The following is a 25,429-nucleotide window of genomic DNA, read 5'->3' as shown; positions in this document are numbered from 1 at the left end:
GTCAACGGGAGCAGGAGGTCGTCGAGGCGCGATGAATATCGTCGTACTGGTCAAGCAGGTGCCGGACTCCGGTGCGGAGCGCAATCTGCGCACTGACGACAACACGGTCGACCGCGGGTCGGCGAGCAACGTCATCAACGAGATGGACGAGTACGCCATCGAGGAGGCGCTGCGCATCCAGGAGGCGCACGGCGGCGAGGTGACTATTCTCACCATGGGGCCCTCCGGTGCCGCGGAGTCGATCCGCAAGGCGCTGTCGATGGGTCCGGACAAGGCGGTACACGTCGTCGACGACGCCCTGCACGGCTCGTGCGCGCTGGCGACGTCGAAGGTGCTCGCCGCGGCTCTCGGCACGCTCAACGCCGACCTGGTGCTGTGCGGTGCGGAGTCGACCGACGGCCGGGTACAGGTGCTGCCGCACATGCTCGCCGAGCGTCTCGGCGTCGCGGCGCTGACCGGCGCGCGCAAGCTCACCATCGACGGCTCGGCGCTCACCATCGAGCGGCAGACCGACGAGGGCTACGAGGTCGTCACCGCGCAGACCCCGGCGGTGGTGTCGGTGTGGGACACCATCAACGAGCCGCGGTACCCGTCCTTCAAGGGCATCATGGCCGCGAAGAAGAAGCCCGTGCAGGCGCTCTCGCTCGGCGACCTGGGCGTGGCACCGTCCGAGGTTGGCCTCGACGGCGCGTCCTCGGCGGTCGTCGAGCACAGCAAGCGCCCGCCGCGCTCGGGCGGTCAGAAGGTCACCGACGAGGGCGAGGGCGGCGTCAAGCTGGTCGAGTTCCTCGCCACCGAGAAGTTCGTCTGAGGAGGGCTCACCCATGGCTGAGGTTCTGGTCGTCGTCGAGCACTCCGGCGGCGAAGTCAAGAAGGTAACGCTCGAAATGCTCACGCTGGCGCGTGAGCTGGGCACCCCCGCCGCCGTCGTGCTCGGCGGCCCGGGCACCGCGGCGCCGCTTCAGGACAAGCTGTCCGAGTACGGGGCCGCGAAGGTGTACGCCGGCGAGAGCGACGATCTCGACGGGTACCTGGTGGCGCCGAAGGCCGCTGTGCTGGCCGCGTTGGTCCAGTCGACGTCGCCCGCGGCGGTGCTGCTCGGCTCCACCCAGGAAGGCAAGGAAATCGCCGCCCGCCTCGCGGTGAAGCTCGACAACGGGCTGCTCACCGACGTGGTGGGCCTGTCCTCCGACGGGGTGGCGACCCAGGTCGTCTTCGCCGGCTCCACCATCGTCAAGTCCCGCGTGACGCGCGGCCTGCCGCTGGTCACCGTCCGCCCCAACTCGCTCACGCCGGCACCGGCACCGGCCACCGCTGAGGTGTCGACGCTCGACGTCACCGTCGACGAGTCCGCCAAGCTCGCGCGCGTGGTCGAGCGCAAGGTGGAGGCCAAGGGCGCCCGTCCGGAGCTGACCGAGGCGTCGGTCGTGGTCTCCGGCGGTCGCGGCGTCGGCAGCGCCGACAACTTCAAGCTCGTCGAGGAGCTGGCCGACCTGCTCGGCGGCGCGGTCGGCGCGTCCCGGGCGGCCACCGACTCCGGCTTCTACCCGCACCAGTTCCAGGTGGGGCAGACCGGCAAGACGGTGTCGCCGCAGCTGTACGTGGCGCTGGGCATCTCGGGGGCGATCCAGCACCGGGCCGGCATGCAGACGTCCAAGACGATCGTGGCGGTCAACAAGGACGGCGAGGCGCCGATCTTCGAGTTGGCCGACTTCGGCGTCGTGGGTGACCTCTTCAAGGTCGTCCCCCAGGCCGCGGAAGAAATCCGCAAGCGTAAGTAGCCACCACTCGTGAGTGGTCGTGGCGTCGCGAGGGCCTAGGCTTGAGTTGATGGCTTATCTCGATCACGCCGCGACCACTCCGATGCTCGCCGAGGCAGTGGAGGCGTACGCCGCTGCCGCCCGCGAGGTCGGTAACGCGTCGTCGCTGCACGCGCCCGGCCGGCGCGCCCGCCGCAAGGTGGAGGAGTCCCGCGAGCGGATCGCCGCCGTCCTGGGCGCCCGCCCCTCCGAGGTGATCTTCACAGGCAGCGGCACCGAAGCCGACAACCTCGCGGTCAAGGGCATCTTCTGGGCTCGCCGCGACACCGGGCGCCGCCGGGTGGTGGCGAGCGCCGTCGAGCACCACGCCGTGCTCGACTCCGTGCACTGGCTGGCGGCCCACGAGGGCGCCGAGGTGACCTGGCTGCCGGTCGACGGACTGGGTCGGGTGCCGGTCGACGCGATGCGCGAGGTGCTCGACGAGCACGGCGACGAGATCGCGGTCGCCACCGTCATGTGGGCCAACAACGAGGTCGGCACGCTCCAGCACGTCTCCTCGTTCGCCGGGCTCGCCGCGGGCGCGGGCATCCCGTTCCACACCGACGCGGTCCAGGCGGTCGGTCAGGTACCGGTCGACTTCGCCGCGAGCGGTGTGGCGGCGCTGACGGTCAGCGGGCACAAGCTCGGCGGCCCCGCCGGCGTGGGCGCGCTGCTGCTCGGCCGCGACATCGCCTGCACGCCACTGCTGCACGGCGGCGGCCAGGAGCGCGACGTCCGGTCTGGCACGCTCGACGCGCCGGGCATCGTGGCGTTCGCCGTCGCGGTCGAGGCCGCGGTCAAGAGCCAGCAGGAGTACGCGGCCCGGGTCGCGGCTCTCCGCGACGAGCTGGTGGCACGGGTACGCGCGGCGGCGCCCGACGCGATCTACAACGGCGACCCGGACGACCGGCTGCCCGGCAACGCGCACTTCTCGTTCCCCGGGTGCGAGGGCGACGCCCTGCTCCTGCTGCTGGACGCCCAGGACATCGCCTGCTCCACGGGTTCGGCCTGCTCAGCGGGGGTGGCCCAGCCCAGCCACGTCCTGCTCGCGATGGGTGCCGACGACGACCGTGCCCGCTCGTCGCTGCGCTTCACACTGGGCCACACCTCAACGCTGGACGACGTGGAGGCTCTCGCCGCGGCCCTCCCCGGTGCCGTGGAGCGCGCCCGCCGGGCCGGCCGCCGCTGACGCTCCTTCGGGGGTGCCGGGACGGCACGTTACGGTTGTTCGGTGAGGGTGCTAGCTGCGATGTCCGGTGGAGTCGACTCGGCGGTGGCCGCCGCGCGGGCGGTCGAGGCTGGGCACGATGTCACCGGCGTACACCTTGCTTTGGCGCGTAACCCGCAGACGTACCGGTCCGGGGCGCGCGGCTGCTGCACGCTCGAAGACTCCCGCGACGCCCGCCGTGCCGCCGACGTGATCGGCATCCCGTTCTACGTGTGGGACATGGCCGACCGCTTCCACGAAGACGTGGTCGACGACTTCGTGGCCGAGTACGCGGCCGGCCGCACGCCGAATCCGTGCCTGCGCTGCAACGAAAAGATCAAGTTCGCCGCGGTACTGGACCGCGCGGTGGCCCTCGGTTTTGACGCGGTCGTCACCGGCCACCACGCGAGGCTCGGCCCCGACGGGCTGCTGCGGCGCAGCGTCGACCTCGGGAAGGACCAGTCGTACGTGCTCGCGGTGCTCCGCCGCGACCAGCTCGACCGGTCGATCTTCCCGCTCGGCGACTCGACCAAGGCGCAGGTGCGCGCCGAGGCGGCCGAGCGCGGGCTCGCCGTCGCCGACAAGCCCGACTCGCACGACATCTGCTTCATCGCCGACGGCGACACCCGGAAGTTCCTCGCCGACCGCCTCGGCGAGACGCCCGGCGACATCGTCGACGCGCAGACCGGTGCGGTGCTCGGCACCCACCAGGGCGCGTACGCGTACACCGTCGGGCAGCGCCGCGGGCTTGCCCTGCAGACGCCGGCGCCGGACGGGCGGCCCCGATATGTGCTGTCGATCACGCCGGTGACCAACACGGTCACCGTGGGGCCGGCCGCCGCGCTCGACGTGTCCGACGTGGCCGGTGACCGTCCGGTGTGGACGGGAGGGCCCGAGCCGGCGGGACCGATCGAGTGCGAAGTGCAGTTGCGCGCCCACGGCGACGCCGTCCCCGCCACCGTGACCCTGGCCAACGGGCGGCTGCACGCCGAGCTGCACCGGCCGGCGCGTGGCATCGCGGCTGGTCAGGCGGTCGTGGCGTACCGGCCGGACCCCGCGGGCGACGTGGTGCTCGGTTCCGCGACGATTAGCTCGTGACCGACTTCCCCTGGCCGGCGGGCTCCGCCACCGGCATTGGCTCGCTGCCCGGCACCGACATCGCTGAGGCGCAGCGGATCGTCCTCGGCGAACTGCCCGACCTGCCGCACCTGCCCGAGCTGCCGGCGCGCGGGCCGGGCGCCGAGATCCTCGGTCGGGGCGCGGCCTTCCTCGTCGACCTGCCCGTCGAGCTGTACGCGGGGCGGTGGCGGGTCGCTGGACGGCCCGGGCACGACCTGCGGCGCGCGCTCGACCTGCTGGAGCGCGACCTCGACCAGATGACCGAGCAGGCCGGCGACTACACGGGCACCTTCAAGATCCAGGCGGCCGGCCCGTACACCCTCGCTGCCGGGATCGACCTGGCTATCGGCGGTCGCATCATGCGCGACCACGGCGCGGTACGCGACCTCACCGAGTCGCTCGCCGAAGGACTCCGCGCCCACGTCGCCGACGTACGCCGGCGGCTGCCTCGCGCCACCGTCCTGCTCCAGATCGACGAGCCGTCCCTGCCGGCCGCGCTGGCGGGGCGCATCCCGACCGAGAGCGGCCTGTACACGTACCGCCGGGTCGAGGCCTCCACCGCGTCGACCGCCCTGCGCACCGTGATCGAGGCGGTCGAGGTGCCCGTCGTGATCCACTGCTGCGCACCCGACGTACCCCTCGACGTGGTCCGGTCGAGCGGCGCCACCGCCGTGGCCCTGGACCTCGACCTGCTCGAAAAGCTCGACCCCATGGGCGAGGCCCTCGACGCGGGCCTGGGCCTCTTCGCCGGCGTCCCGCAACGTACAGCGCCCGCCGGCGCCTCGCCGTCCGCGGCGGTGGCCGACCGGGTACGCGAACTGTGGCAACGCCTCGGCTTCCCCCTGGCCGCCCTCCCGGCTCAGGTGGTGGTGACCCCAGCCTGCGGCCTGGCCAACGCGACGCCCGCGACAACCCGCGCAGCCCTGAAGGCCGTCCGCGAGGCCTCCCTCCGCCTCCAAGACGCCGCCGCCTCCTAAGTCCGCGCTGCTGGGAAAGGAGCCGCGCGGCGGGGAGCGGAAGGTCGTACCTGCTGGTTACGGTGCTTGTGTGTCTAAGGAAGCGATCCAGCAGGTAACCCCCGAGCAGGCGACCCCCGAGCAGATCGCGGCGGCGGGAGCCGAGCCGCCGTCTGACGCCCGCGAGCGGCATGCCGCGCTCAGCGACGAGGTGTCCGGCCATCAGTATCGGTACTACGTGCTCGACGCGCCCACGGTGTCCGACGCGGATTTCGACCGGCTGCTGCGCCAGCTGGAGGCCCTCGAAGAGGAGTTTCCGGCGCTTCGCACGCCCGATTCGCCCACCCAGCGGGTCGGCGGGACGTTCTCCACGCTCTTCACGCCGGTCGAGCACGCCGAGCGGATGATGTCGCTCGACAACGTGTTCGACGTCGAGGAGCTGGCGGCCTGGGCCGAGCGGGTCGAGCGCGACGCGGGCGGGCCGGTGCCCTACCTGTGCGAGCTCAAGGTCGACGGCCTGGCGATCAACCTGACCTATGAGGGCGGGCGGCTGGTGCGCGGGGCGACCCGGGGTGACGGCCGCACCGGCGAAGACGTCACCAACAATGTGCGCACTATCCGCGAGGTGCCCGAGCGGCTGGCCGGCGACGACGTCCCCGATCTTGTCGAGGTGCGCGGCGAGGTGTATTTCCCGGTGTCCGCGTTCGCCGATCTCAACGCGGGGCTGGTCGAGCAGGGTAAGCCGCCGTTCGCCAACCCGCGCAACGCGGCGGCGGGCAGCCTGCGGCAGAAGGATCCGCGGATCACCGCGTCCCGCGGGTTGCGCATGGTCGTGCACGGCATCGGCGCCCGGCGCGGCTTCCAGCCGGCGGCACAGTCCGAGGCGTACGAGGTGATGCGCGCCTGGGGTCTTCCGGTGAGCGACCGCTGGCAGCTCAAGCCCGATCTGGCCGGGGTCAGGGAATACATCGACTTCTACGCCGAGCACCGGCACGACGTCGAGCACGAGATCGACGGCGTGGTGGTCAAGGTCGACCCGGTGGCGATCCAGGGCCGGCTCGGCTCGACCAGCCGGGCGCCGCGCTGGGCGATCGCGTTCAAGTACCCGCCGGAGGAGGTCAACACCAAGCTGCTCGGCATCGAGGTCAACGTGGGACGCACCGGGCGCGTGACCCCGTTCGCGGTGCTGGAGCCGGTGCGCGTCGCCGGCTCGACGGTGGCGCAGGCGACGATGCACAACGCGCGCGAGGTCGAGCGCAAGGGTGTGCTCATCGGCGACACCGTGGTGATCCGCAAGGCCGGCGACGTCATCCCCGAGGTGCTCGGGCCGGTGATCGAGCTGCGCCCGCCCGACGCGCACGCGTTCGTCATGCCGGAGAACTGCCCGGCGTGCGGCACCCCGCTGGCGCCGGCGAAGGAGAGCGACGTCGACATCCGCTGCCCCAACAGCAGGTCCTGCCCGGGTCAGCTGCGCGAGCGGGTGTTCGCTCTGGCGGGACGCGGTGGGTTCGACATCGAGGTGCTGGGCATGAAGGCGGCGGCCGCGTTGCTGGAGTCCGGCGTGATCACGGACGAGGGCGACATCTTCTCGCTCGACGCCGACAAGCTGGGCAAGTCCGACTTCTTCCGCAAGAAAGACGGCACGCTCACCACCAACTCGGAAAAGCTGCTCGCGCAGCTCGAAAAGGCCAAGCAGCAGCCACTGTGGCGGGTACTGGTGGCGCTGTCGATCCGGCACGTCGGACCGACAGCTGCGCAAGATCTCGCCCGGCACTTCGGCTCGCTCGACGCCATCAAGAACGCGAGCCAGGAAGAGTTGGCCGGCGTCGACGGGGTCGGCCCGACGATCGCTGAGAGCCTCGTGGAGTGGTTCACGGTCGACTGGCACAACGAGGTTGTCGACAAGTGGCGGCAGGCCGGTGTGCGGCTCGCCGAGGAGCGCACGGACGAGGGACCGCGTCCACTCGAAGGGGTGACCGTCGTGGTCACCGGCACCCTTTCGACGTACTCGCGTGATCAGGCCACCGAGGAGATCACGGCGCGCGGCGGCAAGGTGAGCGGTTCGGTGTCGAAGAAGACCGGGTTCGTTGTCGTCGGCGACAACCCGGGGTCCAAATTCGACAAGGCGGTCTCGCTCAAGGTGCCGGTGCTTGACGAGGCGGGTTTCCAGGTGCTGCTTGACCAGGGGGCTGACGCCGCGCGTGAGGTCGCGCAAGTGGGTGAGGTCTCAAGTTAGTCACGACTCCGACCGAAGGACCCCACCCCGCGACGGCGTCGCTCGTAGGGTGGTTGCGGTTCACTAAAACACGGTGGGAGGGTCGCATGGAGGCCGCGGCGCTGCGGAACTCCGTTCCCCCCGATCGACGTGTGCCATTTTTTGGCTTCGTGTGGGCGGTCACTCTGGTGGCCGCCCTCGTATGTGCCCCGGTCCTGGCCCGCGTTCCGGCGGATCTTTCCGACCTGCCGGCCGCGTTCTGGCTGATGGCGGGCCTCGCGGTGCTGGGCGACGCGCGCCCCTTCACCCCGCCGGGGCGGCGTCAGAGTTCGGCGGTTTTCCCGTCGATCTGCTTCACCTTCGCCATCATGCTGGGCTGGGGTCTGGGCGAGGCGATCGCGGTGCAGGCCGCCGCCGTCGTCGTATCAGCCTGGCGGATGCGGCACCCGCCGTGGCGCGCGTTCTTCAACATCAGCCAGTACGCCCTGGCGCTCAGCGCGGCGTACGCGGTCACCCGGCTGGCTGACGGCGGCCGTCCAGGGTGGAGAGACGTGGCGGTCTACGCCCTCGCTGGCGTGGCCTGGTTCCTGGTCAAGTACGGCTCGGTCACGGTGGCCGTGCGACTGCGGTTCGGTGGTCGGTGGTGGTCGACCTTCGTGCACGGGCTCGCCTTCGAGTCGCTGTCGACCGGGTCGTTGCTGCTGCTCAGCCCGGTACTGCTCGCCGCGGCGCAGACCAGCGCGGCCCTGATCCCGCTGGTCGTGGTGCCGCTCTACGCGGTGTACCGGATGGCGCGCCTCTCGGCCGAGCAGGACCAGCTCGGGCGGCTCGACCCGCTCACCGGCCTCGCCAACCGCAAGGCACTGCTGGCCGAGGTGGCCGACCACGTCCCCGTGCACGCCGAGCGGGCCGCTCGCGGCGACGCCGATCGGCATCTGGCGCTGCTCGTGCTCGACCTCGACCACTTCAAGCGGGTCAACGACGCGCTCGGGCACGCGGTCGGCGATCGCCTGCTCGTACAGGTGGGCAGCCGGCTGGAGGCGGCGGTGCGCCCGGGTGACCTGGTGGCGCGCCTGGGCGGCGACGAGTTCGCGATCCTCGCGCCCCGGCTCGACGGTGTCGACGCCGCCCGCGATCTGGCCGCCACGGTGGTCGCCGCGCTCGCCGAGCCGGTATCGCTCGACGGCCTTCCCCTCGACGTGGCCGGCTCGATGGGTGTCGCCCTGTATCCGGATCATGGCGAAGACTTCGCGACCCTGCTGCGCCACGCCGACGTGGCGATGTACGACGCCAAGCATCGCGGCGACACGCTGGCCGTGTACTCGCCCGAATCCGATCACAACTCGCCGGAGCGGCTGAGCCTGCTCGCCGACCTGCGCAAGGCGCTGGAGTCGCCCGACGGTGACCAGATCGCCATGTACTACCAGCCGCAGATCGCCATCGAGACCGGCGAGGTGGTCGGTGTCGAGGCGCTGCTGCGCTGGCGGCACCCGGTGCGCGGCATGGTCGACCCGGAGGAGCTGATCCGGGTGGCCGAGCAGAGCGCGGTCATGCGCCTGCTGACCCGTCGGGTGGTCGACGACGTGGTCGAGCAGATCGCGAAGTGGTCGGCGGCCGGGCTGCACCTGCGGGCGGCACTCAACGTCAGCGTCCGCGACCTGCACACCGGCGAGATCGCCGACCAGATCGCCGACCGGCTCGCCCGGTACGGGCTGTCACCCGAACGGCTGCAGCTGGAGATCACCGAGGGCGCGCTGATGGCCGACCCCCGGCGGGTGCTGGCCACGATCGCCCGGCTCGACCAGATCGGGGTCGCGATCGCGCTCGACGACTTCGGCACCGGGTACTCCTCGATGCAGCACCTGCGCCGGCTGCCGCTCGCCGAGGTCAAGGTCGACCGATCGTTCGTGCTGGGCATGGCCACCGACACCGACGACGCGGCGATCGTGCGCTCGGTGATCGAGTTGGCGGGAGCGCTGGGCCTGCGGGTGGTCGCCGAGGGTGTCGAAGACGAGCGCACGTGGCGGCTGCTGCACGCGGCGGGCTGCCACGTGGCGCAGGGCTGGTTCTACGCCCGCCCGATGCCGGCCAACGAGCTGGTCGACTGGCTGGGCCGCTACCGCGCCGTCCGCCCCGTCGTCTCCCCGTGATCAAAGCGTCATTCAAGTTGTAAGGGCGACTTGAATGACGCTTTGATCACGGGGGAGGGTGCGGCGCGAGCACCGGAACCTGACAAATAGACTCGCGATACGTACACGCACCGAAGGGGGCAACCATGGCCGCCATCTCCCGCGAGGAGGTCGCGCACCTCGCGCGCCTGTCGCGGCTCGCCGTCACGGACCAGGAGATCGACCTGTTCGCGGGCCAGCTCGACGTCATCCTCCAGGCGGTCGCCCGGGTCGGTGAAGTGGTCGCCGAGGACATCCCGCCGACGTCACACTCCGTCCCGCTGACCAACGTGTTGCGGGACGACGTCGTGCAGCCCTGCCTCACCCCGGAGGAGGCACTGGCCGGCGCGCCAGACGCCGAGGAGGGGCGGTTCCGGGTACCGCGAATCCTGGAGGAAGAAGCATGAGCGACGTCACCCGCTTGACCGCGACGGAGATCGCGGCGCTCGTCGCCAGCGGCGACGCCTCCGCCACCGAGATCACCCAGGCGCACCTCGACCGGATCGCGGCGGTCGACGACCGGGTGCACGCGTTCCTGCACGTCGACACGGAGGGCGCGCTGGCCGCGGCGACCGCCGTCGACGAGCGCCGCGCCGCCGGCGAGGAGCTGGGGCCGCTGGCCGGCGTGCCGGTCGCGGTGAAGGACATCGTCGCCACGAAGGGCGTGCCGAGCACCGCCGCCTCCAAGATCCTTGAGGGCTGGCGTCCGCCGTACGACGCCACGATCGTGACGCGCATGCGCGAGGCCGGGCTGGTCATGCTCGGCAAGACAAACCTCGACGAGTTCGCCATGGGCTCCTCGACGGAGTATTCGGCCTACGGCCCCACGTTCAACCCGTGGGACCTCAGCCGCATCCCGGGCGGTTCCGGTGGCGGCAGCGCGGCGGCTCTCGCCGCCTACGAGGCGCCGCTCGCCGTCGGCACCGACACCGGCGGCTCCATCCGCCAGCCAGCAGCCGTTACGGGTACCGTCGGCGCGAAGCCCACGTACGGTGGCACATCGCGCTACGGCCTCATCGCGTTCTCGTCCTCTCTGGACACTCCTGGCCCCTGCGCGCGTACCGTCGAAGACGCCGCCCTGCTGCACGCGGTGCTCGCCGGGCACGACCCGCGCGACTCCACGTCGATCCCGCAGCCCGTGCCCGACGTGGTCGGCGCCGCCCGGCGCGGGGCAAGTGGCGACCTGACCGGCGTCAAGCTGGGCCTGGTGCGCGAGTTCGCGGGTGAGGGTGCCGAGCCGGGTGTGATGGCGGCGTTCCACGACGCCGTCGACGCGCTCACGAAGCTGGGTGCCGAGGTCGTCGAGATCTCCTGCCCCAACTTCCAGTACGCGCTGCCGGCCTACTACCTGATCGCGCCGAGTGAGTGCTCGTCCAACCTGGCGCGCTTCGACGGTGTCCGATATGGACTCCGCGTCGGCGACGACGGTGCCAAGGCGCTCGAAGAGGTCATGTCGCTGACTCGCGAGTCAGGATTCGGTGCCGAGGTCAAGCGGCGCATCATGATCGGCACGTACGCGCTCTCCAGCGGGTACTACGACGCCTACTACGGGCAGGCGCAGAAGGTGCGCACGCTGATCACGCGCGACTTCACGAGCGCGTTCGAGCGGGTCGACGTGCTGATCTCGCCGACGACGCCGTTCGTGGCGTTCCCGCTCGGCGCCCGCACCGCCGACCCGTACCAGATGTACCTCGCCGACCTCTACACGATCCCGGCCAACCTGTACGGCGGCCCGGGCATCTCCGTCCCGTGTGGACTGTCCGAGGGCCTGCCCGTCGGCCTGCAGATCACGGCCCCGACGCTGGCCGACGACCGCATGTACCGGGTGGCCGCCGCGCTGGAGTCCGCCATCGGCACGCTGACCCCTGGGGAGCTGTCATGACCGTCACTCTTCCGCCCTACGAAGACGTGGTCGCGCGCTACGAGCCGGTGATCGGCCTGGAGACGCACGTCGAGCTCGGCACGAACACGAAGATGTTCTGTGGCTGCCCGACCGACTTCGGCGGTCAGCCCAACACGCGCATCTGCCCGGTGTGCCTGGGCCTGGCCGGGTCGCTGCCGGTGGCCAACAAGGCCGCCATCGAGGCGACCATCCGCATTGGACTGGCGCTCAACTGCACGATCGCGACGTGGTGCCGCTTCGCGCGGAAGAACTACTTCTACCCGGACATGCCGAAGAACTACCAGATCAGCCAGTACGACGAGCCGCTGTGCATCGACGGGTGGCTCGACGTAGAGGTCGACGGCGAGCTGGTGCGGATCGGCATCGAGCGGGTGCACCTGGAGGAAGACACCGGCAAGACCCTCCATGTCGGCGGCGCGACCGGCCGCATCCACGGCGCGACAGAGTCCCTTGTGGACTACAACCGTGCCGGCATCCCGCTGGTCGAGATCGTCACCAAGCCGATCCCCGGCACGGGCGCGCTCGCACCCATCGTGGCCCGGGCCTACGTCACCGAGCTGCGCGACGTGATCCGCTCGCTCGACGTGTCGGACGTCCGGATGGAGCAGGGCTCGCTGCGCTGCGACGTCAACACCTCACTGAACCTCCCCGGTGAGGAGTGGGGCACCCGCACCGAGACCAAGAACGTCAACTCGCTGCGCTCGGTCGAGCGTGCGGTGCGGTCCGAGATCATCCGGCAGGCGTCGGTGCTCGACGCCGGGGGCCGGATCGTCCAGGAGACGCGACACTTCCACGAAGACACCGGCGACACCACGTCCGGCCGGTCCAAGGAGACCGCGACCGACTACCGGTACTTCCCGGAGCCCGACCTGGTGCCGCTGGCGCCGGACGCGTCCTGGGTGGCGTCGCTGAAGGAGTCCCTGCCGGAGCTGCCGCGCCTGCACCGCAAGCGGCTTCAGACCGAGTGGGGACTGTCCGATCTGGACATGCAGTCCGTGGTCAACGCGGGCGCCGTCGAGCTGATCGAGCAGACCATCGCCGCCGGCACGACGCCGGAGGGTGCCCGCAAGTGGTGGCTCGGCGAGCTGGCCCGGCGCGCCAACGAGACGGGCATCGAGCTGGCTGCCGTCGGTGCATCGCCCGCGCACGTGGCCGAGCTGCAGCGGCTGGTCGACGAGGGCAAGCTCAACGACAAGCTCGCCCGCACGGTGCTGGAGGGCGTGATCGCCGGCGAGGGCACCCCAGCGGAGATCATGACCGCGCGCGGGCTGGAGGTCGTCTCGGACACCGGCGCGCTCACCGCCGCCGTCGACGAGGCCATCGCCGCCAACCCGGACGTGGCCGAGAAGATCCGCGAGGGCAAGGTCGCGGCGGCCGGCGCGCTGATCGGCGCGGTGATGAAGGCGACGCGCGGCCAAGCCGACGCCAAGACCGTCCGCGAACTAATCATCTCCCGCCTGTCCTAACGCTAGGCCCGCGCGCCGCTCACCGCCGCGCGCGGCGGGCCTCTCCCCGTCGATCAAGGGCGAATGCACGTGGTTCGATCTCAGATCCGCGTGCGTTCGCCCTTGATCAATGCGATCTCCCTTGATCGGCCCTCCTGCTCGTCGTGTACGCGTCGTTCTGGGTGCGGGGCGGGAGAAAACATGGGATCGAGCTGCCGCGACGTCCGTCGCGGTCCATACCGTTGCTCCCGCGGCCTCGCCCTCCGCGTCCCCACGACCCGGTCAGGTCAGGGGGAACTCGTCGAAGAGGATGACCTCGGCGCCGGGGTCGGTGGTGTCGTAGCGGTACGAGCGGACCACTCCCGCCGCCGAGTCGAGCACCGAAAAGACCGTGATCTCGTTGCTCGCCACGAACGGCAGCGGCGTGCCGTCCGGCCCGGTCAGCGGGGCCACCGTTGGCACGATCGGTGCCAGCCCGCCCGGATCGCCCTGCTGCGTGTACCCCTCCGGGTAGCCGCGCTCCAGCCCGGACGTCACGTCGTACGCGCCATAGGTGTTGCCGACGTTCGACGTCTCCAGCCAGTGCACGCCCGCCGCGTTCCGGAACCGGTTCCACACGTGCGAGTGTCCATTCAGGACCAGGTGAACTCCGGCATCGGACAGCAGCGGCTCGATGTCACGCAGGATGTGGTCGCCGGCGAGCGGGTACTCGTACCGGATCTCCTTGCCCTCGCGCACCCGCACCGGATCGGCGAACGGCGGCACCGAGTGGGCCCCCAGCCCGTGACTCGGATGGTGAAACATCACGACCCGGTACCGCGCGGACCGGAACTGCGGCGTCGCCAGCTCGGCGACCAGCCACTCGTACTGCGCCGAGCCCCGCCCGATCGGCTCGAAGATGAACTGCCCGTGTCCCCACCGCTCGGGGTCGTCGACGTCTTCCAGCGCCTCCTGGAACTTGCCCCGCCCCACCGGCTCGGGCGAGCGCCAAACGAGCGTCGCGAAGAGGCAGATTACTTGCACGTCGCCGATCGCCCGCGACCACCACCGCGGCCCGCCCGCCGCGCTGGCCGGTACAGGAAACAGCTCCTCGTAGGTGGTGATGTCCCACGCGCCCGGCTGCGGATCGTTGAACTGCTCGTCCAGCGTCGCCGTCTCGGACCAACGGCCCATGACCTCGTGGTTGCCGATCGCCGGGTAGATCGGCGAGTGCTGGAGGATGCCCGCGAAGCTCGCGAAGAACGGCGGCTCGGCCGTACTGTCGAACCACTCGCTCGCCCGGTCCGGGACGTTGACCATGTCGCCGGCCATGAGGACGCCGTCGAGCACGACACCGGCGGTCTCGGCGGCCCTGGCGAGGTTGGTGGGCACCATCGGCTTGAGCTGGTGGTCGCTGGTGAGCAGCAGCCGCACGGGCCGGTCGGTCGCTGGCGCGGTGGCCAGGCTGTATGCCGCCGTGACGATGCCGTCCGAGACCACCCGGTACGGCGTCCGCCCGGCCGGTAGGCCGTCTACCACCGCGAGCTGCCGGTACACGGGCCGCCGCGTCGGTGCGGTGTAGCCGCGGCCGGGCACGGACGACTCGCTGTCTTCCCGAGTACGCGACAGCACGGCGGTCGTCGCGGCGAACCGTCGCCAGCCGTCGCCCTCGCCAGCCGTCCCCGTGGCGGCCGCAGCCGCCACCGCGTCGCTCATCGCCTGGACGGCTGGGCCGACCAGTACAGCGTGGCCGGAGCCGGGTTGCTCGGTGTGCCAGACCACGCGCACGCCGTCCGGCCGCGGATCGAGCAGGTACGGCTCACACAGCATGCCTCGCAGTATCCCCCTCCCCATGATCAGGGCGTCCCTCAAGTCGCTCTAACGACTTCAGGGACGCCCTGATCACCATGGACGGTTAGGTTGCCGGCTTGGTTCGCGGCCGGCTCGGCGCTGGTGTGCTGTCGCGGGCACGCAGTAGCTGCGAGACGCGCTGCGGTGAGATGCCGAGCACCCGAGCGGTGTCTTTCCCGGACAGACCTCGGGCAACGAGCTGGCGAACCAGCGCCCGGGATCGTTCGGCCGCTTTGAGCTGCGCCTCCTCGGCCTCGCGGATCTCACGCCGGACGTCGGCCACATCGCGATCGAGCCCGTCGCCGACCTCAGGGCGGATGATCAGCTCGAACGAGTGCGGCTTTACCCCCAGATCGAGAGTGATGTAGTCGCGCACCATCTCCTCGGCGTCGGCCAGGCTGCGCGACTGGGTAACACCGACGCCGTCGATGTGCAGCTCCCACCCGTGCGCCCAGTGCCGCGCGCGCACCTCATATGTGACCGTCATTGGAGCCACCCCTCCAGAAGGCATCCCATGCGTCTGATGGTGTCGGCGATGACGCCCGGTGAGATGACCGCGTGGCGTGGGATGTTGGCCGAGTGGTGCCCGCACGGACATGTCCATTTGGTGTGAGCCCCCTTCGTGGATTTGACCCGGCAGCCAGCGGATCGCAGCGCCCGATCGACCTCGCGTCGCCTCATCGCCTTCGTCACGAGGGTAATCTAGACCCCCTTTAGAGGGCAATCAAGTGGGGGTTGATCAGGTTAGGTGGGGCCGAAATTTGGGTGGGTGCGGAGCCAGGTGGCGTAGTGGGGGCGGCGGTCGACGACGTCCTGGTACGCCGCCGCGGCGTGCGCGAAGACGTCGGCGGCCAGCCGTGCGGGTGGGCCGTCGGGGTGCCAGCCGAGCAGATGGCGCCATCGCAACGGCGTGCCTGCCAGCGGTACCAAGGATGCTCCCGGAATCGGCCGTGACATGCCCTGGCACAGCAGCACGGCGGCGCCGCTCACCACCAGGTCGGCGCACGCGCTGGGCTCGTTCTCCAGGATCTGACGTGGGGTGAAACCGGCCCGCGCGCACGCGGCGGCGAAGCAGTCGATGAAGCAGCCGTCGCCGGGCGCGTTGGCCCACCGTTCGGCGGACAGCTCGCCCAGCGCGACCTCGGCGCGGCCGGCGAGCGGGTGCTGGTCGGAGAGCAGCACCCACACCGCGTCGACGGACACCGGGCGCCATTCGAGGCCGTACACCGACGGCATCGCGTCGCCGCAGACGCCGACCAGCGCGTAGTCCAGCTTGCCGGCGAACACCATCCCGGCGAGCTCGTCGGTGCCCCAGGCGGTCTGCGTGGTGACCAGGGCGTCGGGGTACGCGGCGGCGAGCCTGGGGACGAGGCCGCCGACGATGGGGCCGTTGGTGGCGCCGATCCGGAAGCGGGTGACCGGCTCGGTGGTGTCCGCGAGGCGGTTGGCGTCGTCCTGGAGGCCTTTGACTGCGGTCATGAGGACCCGGGCGCGGGCCAGCACGAGCTCGCCGAGCGGGGTGGGTCGGGCACCGCGGCGGTCGCGGTCGAAGAGGGGGCCGCCGAGGCTGTGTTCGATGCGGCCGAGCTGCGAGCTGACCGCCGCCTGTGCGAGGCCGAGGGTGGCGGCGGCCTTGGTCACGCTGCCGGTGTCCGCGATCGCGCAGATCAGCCGGAGATGGCGCAACTCAAGATCCATACAATGACGGTAGAAGCGGTCGGGACCGGACGTAACACCTATTCGGGCGGAATATTCGATGGTAGCGAGATCCGATACCGTCGTGCCCATGCCGCCGAACGGTTTCCCCTGGCCCATCGAAACCGCCCGCCTCGACAACGGCCTGCGCGTCGTCGTCAGCGAAGATCGCACCGCGCCCGTCGTGGCCGTGAACCTCTGGTACGACGTCGGCTCGCGTCACGAGCCCGACGGCCAGACCGGGTTTGCGCACCTCTTCGAGCACCTGATGTTCGAGGGGTCGGTGCACGTGCCGAAGACCGAGCACATGCGGCTGATCCAAGGCTCGGGCGGCTCGCTCAACGCCACCACGAACCCGGACCGCACGAACTACTTCGAGACCGTGCCGGCCGAGCACCTGGAGCTGGCGTTGTGGCTCGAAGCCGACCGGATGGGCGGCCTGGTGCCGGCGCTCACCCAGGAGACGCTCGACAACCAGCGCGAGGTGGTCAAGAACGAGCGGCGCCAGCGGTACGAGAACGTGCCCTACGGCGACGCCTGGCTGCGCCTGCTTCCGTTGCTGTACCCGCCCGGTCACCCCTACCACCACGCCACCATCGGCTCGATGGCCGATCTCAACGCCGCCGCCCTGGAGACGTTCCAGGCGTTCCACTCCACCTACTACGCGCCGAACAACGCGGTGCTCTCGGTGGTGGGCGACGCCACGGCGGCGGACGTGTTCGCGCTGGCTGACAAGTACTTCGGCGGGCTGGCGCCGCGCGCGGACATCCCGCCCGCGCCGGACGGCACCCGGCCGGCGCCGGTGACCGCGGCGGTGCGCGAGACGGTGACCGCTGACGTGCCCGCCCCGCGCATCTACCTGGCCCACCGGACGTACCCGTTCGGCAGTCGCGAGTACGACGCGGTGACGGTGCTCGCGACCGCGCTGGGCAACGGTCGGGGCAGCCGGCTGTACCAGCGGCTCGCCGACGGTGCGCGCCTCGCGCAACCCGACTACGTCTCCGCGTACGGCGTCGATCTCGCCCACGCACCCGCTCCGCTGATCGTCTCGGCGACCGCCCGCGACGGCATCGACGCCGCGGCGCTGGAGGCCGGACTGGTCGAGGTGGTCGACGAGCTGGCCGCCGGCATCACCGCCGATGAGCTCGACCGGGCCAAGGCGCTGCTCGCCACCGCGTGGTGGCGGCAGGTGTCCACTGTGGCTGGACGGGCTGACTCGCTGAGCCGGTACGCCACGCAGTTCGGTGACCCGGCGCGCGCGGGGGAGCGGCTGCCGGCGTGGCAGGCGGTCACGCTCGACGAGGTCACGGCGGTCGCCACGGAGGCGCTCCGCCCCGAGACCCGGGTCACCCTCACCTACCTGCCCGAGGATTCCCGCCTGCCTGAGGAGTCAGCATGACCCTGATTAGTGAGCGCCCGGGGCCGGGTGCGGCTCGGCCGTACAGGTTCCCCGAGGTCATCCGGCGCGACGGCATCGTCGCGGCCCACCTCCCGGGCCAGGCACTCGCCGTCGCCGTCCTGCTCCTCGACGCCGGAGCCGGTCGCGAACCAGACGGTCGCGAAGGCGTCGGCGCTGTCGTCGCCAAGGCGCTGGAGGAGGGTACGGCGGCGCGGGACTCGGCCGCTTACGCGCTGGCGCTGGAAGGTCTCGGCGCGGAGCTGTTCACCACTGTGGACTGGGACTCGTTCCGGATCGGCGTGCAGGCGCCGGCCGAGCGGCTGCCGGACGCGGTGGCGCTGCTCGCCGAGGCCGTCCGCACGCCCCGCCTCGACCCGGCCGACGTGGCACGGGTACGCGACGACGAGGTGACCGCCCTCCGCATGGACTGGGCCGAACCCGGTCCGCGCGCCGACGCCGCCCTGCGTGCCGACCTCTTCGGCGCCGACCAGCGGCACGGCCGCCCGCTGCACGGCGACCCGGAGTCGGTGGCGGCGGTATCGGTCGACGACGTGGTCGACTTCCATCGCGGGTGGCTCGGCCAGCCCGGCACCCTGCTCGTCGCCGGTGACCTGGATCGGGTCGACATCGACGCGCTCGGCGCCGCCGTGTTCGCGGGCACCGGCGCGCCGGTGGCCGACGCGGGTGGCCCGTTGCCGGTCAAGACGCGGTCCGGGCGCCAGATCATCCTGGTCGACCGGCCGGGGTCGGTGCAGTCCACGCTGCGCCTCGGGCACGTGGCGCCGCACCGGTCGCACCCCGACTACGTGCCGATGGCGCTGGCCGCGACCGTGCTCGGCGGGGCGTTCACGTCACGGCTCAACCACCTGATCCGCGAGGTGCGCGGGTACACGTACGGCATCCGGAGCGAGTTCGGACAGTCGCGGCGGTTCGGGCGGTTCGTGGTCAGCTCCGCGGTGCAGACGGCGGTGACCGCGCCGGCCCTGGTCGACACGGTCGGCGAGATCGCCCGTACCCAGGCCGACGGCGTGACCGAGGAGGAGTTGGCGGTGGCGCGTTCGTGGCGGGCCGGGCAGCTCTCGGTCGAGCTGCAGACCTCGGGGGCGATCGCCGGGGCGCTGGCGACCCTGGTCGTACACGGCCTGCCCGACGACTACCACGCGACGCTGCGCGCCGCGCTGCTCGCGGCCGACGTCGACACGGTCTCGCAGGCGGCCGCCGACCATCTGCACGCGGGCGCCCTGACTCTGGTGGTGGAGGGCGACGCCGAGAAGATCCACGCCGAACTGGCGGCAGCAGATCTCGGCCCCGTTCTTACGACGACTTTCCCCCCGACGAGTTGACGTCGTATTAACGAGGTCGGTCCGCAGTCGGCTACTATCGGTATCCAACTCATATACCGAAGGGGCGATCATGGCAGCATTCATCGCTAATTGTCGAAATGCGTGCACCACGCTCATGATTCTGCGGACTTGACCGAGGGGGCAAGACGTGGAGAACTGACGACCCACAATCAGGTATAGGGCCGTGTACGTGCTAACGCGGGCCCGAGCAGCGCTCGGGCCCGCGTTATTCATGTTCGGAATTAGTTGTCCATTGCTATCCTCTCGCCCGCTCCCCAGGCGGCTGAATCCATAAGTGCACTTTACCCTATTTGCTACTCTTGCGTGTCTGATCCCATATCCACGTCAACTCGTACCGCCGCCCGACGGTGAGCTTCCTCGGCTCGTACAGGGCCACCACGTCACCCGCGCTGCGCTGGGTCGGCACCGGCTGCCGATCGACATCGCGCCAGAGCGGGTCGCCGTTCCTCGACGGCACCCGTTCACGAGCCAGGACCGAGACCGGAGCGAGGCTCTCGGGGTAGATCACCCTCAGCTTGAGCGAGGTGAGCGGCTCGATGACGTTCTTCGCGACGATCGGATCGAAGGTGTTGCTGCTGTCGTAGAGCTCGTGCTGGATGTGGATCGTCGCGGGTTCACCCTTCTTCAATGGGTGATCGAGCATCACGTAGTAGTACCGCCAGCCCGCTTCCCGCGACGACCACTCGGTCAGCAGCCGCTGCCTAGGAGTCAGTATCGTGATCTCTGACTTGCCGTTGCCGGTCCAGCGGTAGCGGTTCTTGAACAGCTCGACACCATCGCGGTTTGCCCTGATGGTGATACGAGTGGTCTGGGAGTGCTGTCGTGGATCGTCCTTGTCGAAACGGTATTCGTATTCGGCGGATTCCCAATCGTACTCCGGCCGGGCGTGGCGCCGGGACGCCATCGTCCAGCCGGCGAAGAATGCTGTTGCGAGCATCGGAACAAATACAACTGTCGCGAATCTGACCGATATCGGATGGGCGAAGCCGCCCGATCTCCAGACGAGCGTGGCGAGCCCGCCGAGCAGAACCAGAAGCCAACCGATATTCCGTAAGGTGCTGATCCAGCTGGATAACGAGTGCGCGCCACGCGAGATGGTTTCCGACCATCTCCTGGATTCGCCCATTCCTGCCCTCACGTCGACGGCCCACCACAATGTGTTCCGCCACAGTGGACCGCAGGACCCACTGATTCACAAGGCGATCCCGGCGAGACTGAACGTCCGCCCGCATGTGATTAGGTGCTCGACGTACCCCGATCGGGGTGCACTGTCAGATTGGCGGGACTACGCGGACGCCGGGCCAGCGGTCGGCGGGGCGGTGGCGGGCTAGCCGCTCCAGTGACCGCTCCACGCTGACCCGCCGCGGGTTACGCCGCCAGACGCCGCCCATCAGGTCGTCGAGCCCCAGCGGCGCCAGCACCTGGATCTCGCCGGAGCCGTCCAGCCGTACGCCCACCGTCGTCGCCGTCTCGGGCCATGTCGCGATCGCCTCGGCGACCGAGCCCAACGGCTCCGCCGCGTTGCCGAACTTCGCCTCGTACCACGTGTGCACGGCGGCCTGGTTCTTCGCCTCCCACGGCTGATCGGGCCAGGCTGCCCACAGCTCCCGCGTCGCCCGGTCATCGCGTTCCCGACTCAGATCGTCGGGGTCGAAGTACGCCACGTCGATGTCGCGCACCGCGCTCGGCTGGAAGCCGCTGCCGTACAGCTCGCCCCACACCAGGTCACGCACGACGCCCGCACCCACCCACGCGTCGGGCAGTCGCACGTCTCGCAACGTGGTGAGCACCCGCATGTGCCACGGCGACGACCGAACCAACGTCCGCAGTGCCGCACTACCCTCTATCACGTGACTCCGGAGAAAGACCTGGTCGTGATCTGGCCGCTCAAGGATGGCACATGCGCGGACTGCGGGGAGCCACTGGAGCTTCTCGTCATGGCCGAGGGCAAGCCGCATTGCCTGTCCTGTGTGGACCTCGACCACCTCGTGTACCTGCCAGCGGGCGACGCCGCGCTGACCCGGCGGGCTAAGAAGGGCAGCGGGTTGCACGCTGTGGTCGTGCGGTTCAGCCGCAACCGCAAGCGGTACGAGCGGCAGGGCGTCCTGGTCGAGGCCGCCGCGCTGGCGGTGGCCGAGGAGCAGTGCCTCGGCGACGAGGAGGCGCGCCGGCGGCGGCGCGATCGCGACCGGGAGCGCCGGGCGGAGGCCGACCTGGACCTCCAGGCCCGGATGGCGGAGCAGATCGTGCTGATCTTTCCCGGGTGCCCGCCCGAGCGCGCTCAGGCCATCGCCCGGCACACCGGCGAGCGCGGCAGCGGGCGGGTGGGGCGCAGTGCGGCCGGGCGGGCCCTGGACGACGAGGCGCTGCGCCGGGCCGTGGTGGCCTCCGTGCGACACGAAGACACCGAGTACGACGCGCTGCTGATGGCGGGCGTGCCATGGGCGGACGCGCGTGAGCGTATCCGGGAAGCGGTTGATGACGTACTCGCGCGCTGGTCGGAGGGGGCCCGGGGCGTGCTTTGATTGGGCAATGGCCAACCCAGCGATCGTGACCGTCGACGACGACCCCGCGGTGTCCCGTGCCGTGGCGCGCGATGTCCGGCGTCGCTACGGGCAGGAGTACCGGGTGGTGCGCGCCAGCTCGGGCGCGGAGGCGCTGGAGGCGCTCCGCGAGATCAAGCTCCGCGGCGAGCAGGTCGCCGTGCTGCTCGCCGACTATCGCATGCCCCAGATGAACGGCATCCAGTTTCTCGAAGCCGCCATGGACCTCTTCCCGCTCGCGAAGCGGGTGCTGCTGACCGCGTACGCGGACACCGACGCCGCCATCGACGCGATCAACCTGGTCGACGTCGACCACTACATGCTCAAGCCCTGGCACCCGCCGGAGGAGAAGCTGTACCCGGTGCTCGACGCCCTGCTCGACGCCTGGCTGAGCACACCGGCCGCGCCGGAGGGCGAGGTGCGGGTGGTGGGGCACCGGTGGTCGGCGGAGTCGTTCGCGATCCGCGACTTCCTGGCTCGCAACATGGTCCCGTACCGCTGGTACCTCGCCGAAGACCCCGAAGGCGCCCGGCTGCTCACCGCCGCGGCGGCCGGCGAATCGGACGTACCGCTGGTCATCACGCCCGAAGGCAAGTCGCTCGTGCGGCCCAGCGAGGCGGAGCTGGCAGTACACGTCGGGCTGTCGACCACGCCGGCGGCCGACTTCTACGACCTGGCCGTGGTGGGTGCCGGGCCGAGTGGTCTTGGTGCCGCGGTCTACGGCGCCTCCGAGGGCCTGCGCACGGTGCTGGTCGAACGCAGCGCGACCGGCGGCCAGGCCGGCCAGAGCAGCCGCATCGAAAACTACCTCGGCTTCCCCGACGGCGTCTCCGGCGCCCAGCTCACCGAGCGGGCCCGCCGCCAGGCGCAGAAGTTCGGCGTGGAGATGCTCGCCGCCCGCGACGTCACCGGGCTCGAACTGCGCGGCTCCGCCCGGGTGCTCACCTGCTCCGGCGGCACCGAGATCGCCGCGCACACGGTGATCCTCGCCACCGGCGTCTCGTACCGCCTGCTCGACGTGCCGGGCGTCGCCGACCTGACGGGCCGCGGCGTCTTCTACGGGTCCGCCGCCACAGAAGCGCCCGCTTGCGCGGGCGACGACGTCTACATCGTGGGCGGGGCCAATTCGGCCGGCCAGGCCGCGGTCTATTTTTCGCGGTACGCCCACCGGGTGCACCTGGTCGTCCGTGGCCCGAGCCTTGAGGCGTCGATGTCGCACTACCTGATCGAGCAGCTCCGTTCGATCCCGAACGTGCAGGTGCACCCCTGCACCGAGGTGATCGCCGGTCATGGCGGCGAGCACCTGGAGCGGCTCACCCTGCGCCACAACCAGACCGGCGAGGCCCGCGAGGTGGACGCCTCGTGGCTGTTCGTCTTCATCGGCGCGCAGCCCCTGACCGGCTGGCTCGACGGCGTGGTCGAGCGCGACACGCAGGGCTTCCTCGTGACCGGTCCCGACCTGGTGCTCGCCGGCCGCCGCCCGTCCGGCTGGCGACTCGACCGCGACCCGTACCACCTGGAGACCAGCATCGCGGGCGTCTTCGCCGCGGGTGACGTGCGGGCCAACTCCGTCAAGCGGGTCGCCTCCGCGGTCGGCGAGGGCGCGATGGCCGTCACCCTGGTCCACCGCTACCTGGAGGCACAGTGAGCGAGGGAGTTGGCGCGGCGACGCCTTCGGGCGCCGCACGACAGAGCGAACCAGGAGGCGCTGTGACCAGCATCAGCAAGGATGAGCTGCGGAAACTCTTCCTCTTCGAGGCGCTGAGCGAAGAGCAGCTCCAGTGGATCGTCGACCACGGCACGGTGGTGGAGTACGAGCCACCGGAACCGGTCTATCGCGAGGGCGAGCCCGCCACCTGCTTCATCGTGCTACTGGCAGGCGCGATCTCGCTGACCCGGCTGGTGCACGGGCAGGAGGTCGAGTTCACCCGCACCGACCAGCTCGGGGTGTACGCCGGCGCCACCCAGGCGTACCTCGGCGAGCAGGTCGATCAGACGTACCCGAACAGCCTCAAACCGCTCACCCCCGTGCGGGTACTGGAGCTGCCGGCCGACGAGTTCGGCCCGATCCTGCGCAAATGGTTCCCGATGGGGATGCACCTGCTCGAAGGGCTCTTCTTCGGCATGCGTGCCACCCAGACCGTGGTCGGTGAGCGGGAGCGGCTGCTGGCTCTCGGCTCGCTCTCGGCGGGCCTGACGCACGAGCTCAACAACCCGGCGTCCGCCGCGGTACGCGCCACCGCCGCCCTGCGCGACAAGGTCGCCGGCATGCGCCACAAGCTCGCCATGATCGCCGACGGCAAGATCGACGCCCGGCGCCTGCACCGGCTCGTGGAGTGCCAGGAGCTCGCCGTGAAGCGTGCCGCGAACGCGCCCAAACTCTCCGCCCTGGAGACCACCGACGCCGAAGACAAGCTGGTCGACTGGCTGGAAGAGCGCGGCATAACCGTGAACGTGTACGACCTGGCGTCCACACTGGTCGCCGGGGATGCCAGCATCGCGTGGCTGGAGGAGATCGCCGAGACGGTGAGCGCGACCGACGTGGAAGCGGCGATGCGCTGGCTGGCGTACACGATCGAGACCGAGCTGCTCATGGGCGAGATCGACGACGCGGTCGGCCGGATCTCGGGCCTCGTCCACGCGGCAAAGCAGTACTCTCAGCTCGACCGGGCGCCGCACCAGGTCATGGACGTGCACGAACTGCTCGACTCGACGCTCGTCATGCTCACCGCCAAGATCCCGCCGGACGTGACGGTGGTGAAGGAGTACGATCGGACACTGCCGGACATTCCGGGCTACCCGGCCGAGCTGAACCAGGTCTGGACCAACCTGATCGACAACGCGCTCAGTGCGATGGGCGAGCGCGGCACCTTGACGATCCGCACGGAACGCGACAGCGACCAATTGATCGTCTCCGTGATCGACACCGGCCCCGGGATCCCGCCGGAGATCCGCCCGCGCATCTTCGAGCCGTTCTTCACGACGAAGCCGGTCGGCGAGGGCACGGGCCTGGGCCTGGACATCTCGTACCGCATCGTCGTCAACAAGCACGGCGGCGACATACGCGTCGACTCCGCCCCCGGCAACACCACGTTCTCCGTCCACCTCCCAATAACCGACTAACGGCCCATCCCTGCACTGTTTGCACTGTTTGCACTGCGCCGCTGGCACTGCTTGCGCTGCGTGGCCCGCGCCGCGTCGCGTGCGCTCGGCGTGTCGCCACGCCGCCCCCGCCGATCAAGGGCAAATGCACGCGGTTGGATCGCTTTTGCGCGTGTGTTTGCCTTTGATCCATGCGATCTTCCTTGATCGCGGCCTCGCCGCGGCCCACTCGCCGTCCGTCGCCAACGCAGCGCGCCGCCATCGCTATCGCCGCACGGCCGCCATCGCCTACGCGCACGCTGCGGCCGTCGCCTACGGGCGCAAGGCCCGGCGCACTGTCCCGGCACCGCACCCCCGGTGCGCCGATCAAGGGCGAATGCACGCGGTTGGATCTGGTGGCCTCCGGCGGTCGGTGACCCGCCGCTTCAGCGCCCGCACGCTCCCCACGCTGTGTCGCGTGTTGCCCACGCTGTGTCCGCAGGTTGCCCGCGCCGTGTCCGCACGCGCCCAGGCGCTGAGCGCGCACGCCGCCCAGGCCCGCCGATCAAGGGCATTCGCATGGATCAAGGGCAAACACACGCGGAAAGAGATGGCGGTTTCAGGGGGTCAGTGCAACGAGGTGCTGGTTGAGCTTCTGGGCTGGAGTATGCCAGTTCAGGGTTTGTCGTGGCCGTCGGTTGAGTT

General features: G+C 70.5%; 21 protein-coding genes. 16 read left to right on the top strand and 5 right to left on the bottom strand.

Translation table 11 applies throughout. From position 1 onward, the window contains the following. The first annotated feature begins 31 nt into the window (after positions 1-31). From QMG73_RS41040 to gatB, 10 genes are all read left to right on the top strand, one after another. On the top strand, positions 32-811 hold the full coding sequence (locus QMG73_RS41040; RefSeq protein WP_281904788.1) for an electron transfer flavoprotein subunit beta/FixA family protein: 780 nt from the start codon (positions 32-34) through the stop codon (positions 809-811). 13 nt (positions 812-824) lie between these two features. After that, the gene (locus QMG73_RS41035; protein ID WP_281904786.1) at positions 825-1,781 is read left to right on the top strand and encodes an electron transfer flavoprotein subunit alpha/FixB family protein; all 957 of its coding nucleotides are present in this window, start codon (positions 825-827) and stop codon (positions 1,779-1,781) included. 49 nt (positions 1,782-1,830) lie between these two features. Further along, entirely contained in the window at positions 1,831-2,988 is a 1,158-nt protein-coding gene (locus tag QMG73_RS41030; RefSeq protein WP_281904784.1) for a cysteine desulfurase family protein, read from the top strand. A gap of 42 nt (positions 2,989-3,030) precedes the next feature. After that, the gene (mnmA, locus tag QMG73_RS41025) at positions 3,031-4,104 is read left to right on the top strand and encodes a tRNA 2-thiouridine(34) synthase MnmA (protein WP_281904783.1); all 1,074 of its coding nucleotides are present in this window, start codon (positions 3,031-3,033) and stop codon (positions 4,102-4,104) included. Beyond that, a complete protein-coding gene (locus QMG73_RS41020; RefSeq protein ID WP_281904780.1) occupies positions 4,101-5,102 on the top strand; it encodes a uroporphyrinogen decarboxylase/cobalamine-independent methonine synthase family protein in 1,002 nt (333 codons plus the stop codon). The genes mnmA and QMG73_RS41020 overlap by 4 nt, the downstream gene beginning before the upstream one ends. 70 nt (positions 5,103-5,172) lie before the next feature. Next, positions 5,173-7,317: an NAD-dependent DNA ligase LigA gene (ligA, locus tag QMG73_RS41015; protein ID WP_281904779.1), complete on the top strand. Its 2,145-nt coding sequence runs from the start codon at positions 5,173-5,175 to the stop codon at positions 7,315-7,317. 86 nt (positions 7,318-7,403) lie between these two features. Next, the gene (locus QMG73_RS41010; protein WP_281904777.1) at positions 7,404-9,446 is read left to right on the top strand and encodes a putative bifunctional diguanylate cyclase/phosphodiesterase; all 2,043 of its coding nucleotides are present in this window, start codon (positions 7,404-7,406) and stop codon (positions 9,444-9,446) included. 125 nt (positions 9,447-9,571) lie between these two features. Further along, the gene (gatC, locus tag QMG73_RS41005; RefSeq protein ID WP_265252656.1) at positions 9,572-9,871 is read left to right on the top strand and encodes an Asp-tRNA(Asn)/Glu-tRNA(Gln) amidotransferase subunit GatC; all 300 of its coding nucleotides are present in this window, start codon (positions 9,572-9,574) and stop codon (positions 9,869-9,871) included. Then, a complete protein-coding gene (gatA, locus tag QMG73_RS41000; protein ID WP_281904776.1) occupies positions 9,868-11,346 on the top strand; it encodes an Asp-tRNA(Asn)/Glu-tRNA(Gln) amidotransferase subunit GatA in 1,479 nt (492 codons plus the stop codon). The genes gatC and gatA overlap by 4 nt, the downstream gene beginning before the upstream one ends. After that, positions 11,343-12,833, top strand: a complete 1,491-nt coding sequence (gene gatB, locus QMG73_RS40995; RefSeq protein WP_281904774.1) for an Asp-tRNA(Asn)/Glu-tRNA(Gln) amidotransferase subunit GatB — start codon at positions 11,343-11,345, stop codon at positions 12,831-12,833. Before gatA ends, gatB begins: the two co-directional genes overlap by 4 nt. A 261-nt stretch (positions 12,834-13,094) precedes the next feature. Here gatB and QMG73_RS40990 read toward each other — a convergent pair whose 3' ends face one another. From QMG73_RS40990 to QMG73_RS40980, 3 genes are all read right to left on the bottom strand, one after another. Beyond that, positions 13,095-14,621 (bottom strand): metallophosphoesterase family protein, encoded by a 1,527-nt coding sequence (locus tag QMG73_RS40990; RefSeq protein WP_281904773.1) that lies wholly within the window; start codon positions 14,619-14,621, stop codon positions 13,095-13,097. A gap of 85 nt (positions 14,622-14,706) precedes the next feature. Then, complete coding sequence (locus QMG73_RS40985; RefSeq protein WP_281904771.1) at positions 14,707-15,129, bottom strand: helix-turn-helix domain-containing protein; 423 nt, start codon at positions 15,127-15,129, stop codon at positions 14,707-14,709. A 257-nt stretch (positions 15,130-15,386) separates the two neighbouring features. Next, positions 15,387-16,340, bottom strand: coding sequence for a LysR family transcriptional regulator (locus QMG73_RS40980; RefSeq protein WP_281904769.1), 954 nt, complete (start codon positions 16,338-16,340; stop codon positions 15,387-15,389). 88 nt (positions 16,341-16,428) lie between these two features. On the opposite strand from QMG73_RS40980, the gene QMG73_RS40975 reads away from it, so the two are divergent. Beyond that, a complete protein-coding gene (locus QMG73_RS40975) occupies positions 16,429-17,736 on the top strand; it encodes a M16 family metallopeptidase (protein WP_281904766.1) in 1,308 nt (435 codons plus the stop codon). Beyond that, positions 17,733-19,079 carry a M16 family metallopeptidase gene (locus tag QMG73_RS40970; protein WP_281904764.1) on the top strand — a complete coding sequence of 449 codons (1,347 nt, stop codon included), beginning with the start codon at positions 17,733-17,735 and terminating at the stop codon, positions 19,077-19,079. The genes QMG73_RS40975 and QMG73_RS40970 overlap by 4 nt, the downstream gene beginning before the upstream one ends. Positions 19,080-19,386: 307 nt before the next feature. On the opposite strand, the gene QMG73_RS40965 is transcribed toward QMG73_RS40970, so the two are convergent. Then, positions 19,387-20,226: a hypothetical protein gene (locus QMG73_RS40965; RefSeq protein ID WP_281904762.1), complete on the bottom strand. Its 840-nt coding sequence runs from the start codon at positions 20,224-20,226 to the stop codon at positions 19,387-19,389. A 145-nt stretch (positions 20,227-20,371) separates the two neighbouring features. Then, positions 20,372-20,869 (bottom strand): nucleotidyltransferase family protein, encoded by a 498-nt coding sequence (locus tag QMG73_RS40960; RefSeq protein ID WP_281904759.1) that lies wholly within the window; start codon positions 20,867-20,869, stop codon positions 20,372-20,374. Positions 20,870-20,950: 81 nt separating this feature from the next. Here QMG73_RS40960 and QMG73_RS40955 point away from each other — a divergent pair, with 81 nt between their 5' ends. The 4 genes from QMG73_RS40955 to QMG73_RS40940 form a co-directional block, all read left to right on the top strand. Next, positions 20,951-21,625 carry a DUF2293 domain-containing protein gene (locus QMG73_RS40955; RefSeq protein WP_281904757.1) on the top strand — a complete coding sequence of 225 codons (675 nt, stop codon included), beginning with the start codon at positions 20,951-20,953 and terminating at the stop codon, positions 21,623-21,625. Positions 21,626-21,632: 7 nt separating this feature from the next. Next, the gene (locus tag QMG73_RS40950) at positions 21,633-23,291 is read left to right on the top strand and encodes an FAD-dependent oxidoreductase (protein WP_281904755.1); all 1,659 of its coding nucleotides are present in this window, start codon (positions 21,633-21,635) and stop codon (positions 23,289-23,291) included. A 62-nt stretch (positions 23,292-23,353) separates the two neighbouring features. Beyond that, positions 23,354-24,766: an ATP-binding protein gene (locus QMG73_RS40945; RefSeq protein WP_281904753.1), complete on the top strand. Its 1,413-nt coding sequence runs from the start codon at positions 23,354-23,356 to the stop codon at positions 24,764-24,766. A gap of 436 nt (positions 24,767-25,202) precedes the next feature. Next, positions 25,203-25,429, top strand: a 227-nt coding sequence (locus QMG73_RS40940) for a hypothetical protein (protein ID WP_281904751.1), incomplete at its 3' end; no start/stop codon positions are given.

It is taken from the genome of Phytohabitans aurantiacus, from assembly GCF_027923225.1.
Classification (GTDB): domain Bacteria; phylum Actinomycetota; class Actinomycetes; order Mycobacteriales; family Micromonosporaceae; genus Phytohabitans; species Phytohabitans aurantiacus.
The sequence above is the reverse complement of the archived record's forward strand: the minus strand, read 5'-3'. Positions and strand labels throughout refer to the sequence as shown.